This is a genomic window from Microbacterium sp. MEJ108Y (assembly GCF_000834175.1).
Lineage (GTDB): Bacteria > Actinomycetota > Actinomycetes > Actinomycetales > Microbacteriaceae > Microbacterium > Microbacterium forte.
Genome location: NZ_JXQX01000042.1, coordinates 1 through 612, shown reverse-complemented (window position 1 = coordinate 612; position 612 = coordinate 1). Strand labels below are relative to the sequence as shown.

1 protein-coding gene is annotated in these 612 nt (G+C 70.3%); it reads left to right on the top strand.

The annotated features are described in order from the left end of the window. Positions 1-148 precede the first annotated feature (148 nt). On the top strand, positions 149-612 hold a 464-nt coding region (locus RU09_RS17930; protein WP_197066119.1), incomplete at its 3' end, for a DUF222 domain-containing protein.

Here is a 612-nt window from a genome sequence, read left to right as displayed (position 1 = left end):
TTCGGCGGGCTGCCGGGGGCTGAATGAGCTGTTGCAGCGGACGGTGGGTGTGGATGTGCGGGGTGCGACCCGGGTCGACAGGGTCGTCGATCTGGTGCGGCGGCCGATGAGTCTGGCGGGGGAGAGGATGCCGGCACGGTGGGCGGAGATGCGGCTCGCCCTGCTGGACGGGGTGGTCGGGGTCGCCGGGTTTCTCGCCGCGACGGCGCCGATCGAGAAGGTGTGGGATCGGCTCACGGTCGATCAGCGGTTGGCGGCGGATGTCGCATTGGCGGGGTGCGCCCGCGGCCACAGCCTCGAGGCGGAACCCGGCGACGACTCGACCGGGGACGACCCGGACGTGGACGAGCATGCGGCGGGTCCGTCGCCGACGGCGCAGGATCTGAAGGCTCTGGCGGAGGATCTCGCGTCGATGTTCGATCCGGATGGTGAGGAACCGAAGGACGAGGATGCGCGGCGTCGTCGGGGGATCACGATCGGCCGGGTGAAAGATGGCATGCATGCGATCCGCGGCTACCTGACCCCGGATGCCGCGGCCCAGTTGCAGCTCATCTTGGACGCGATCCTCAACCCGAAGGGCGACGGGCCGCCGATGCCCGGGGTGTTCTTCGC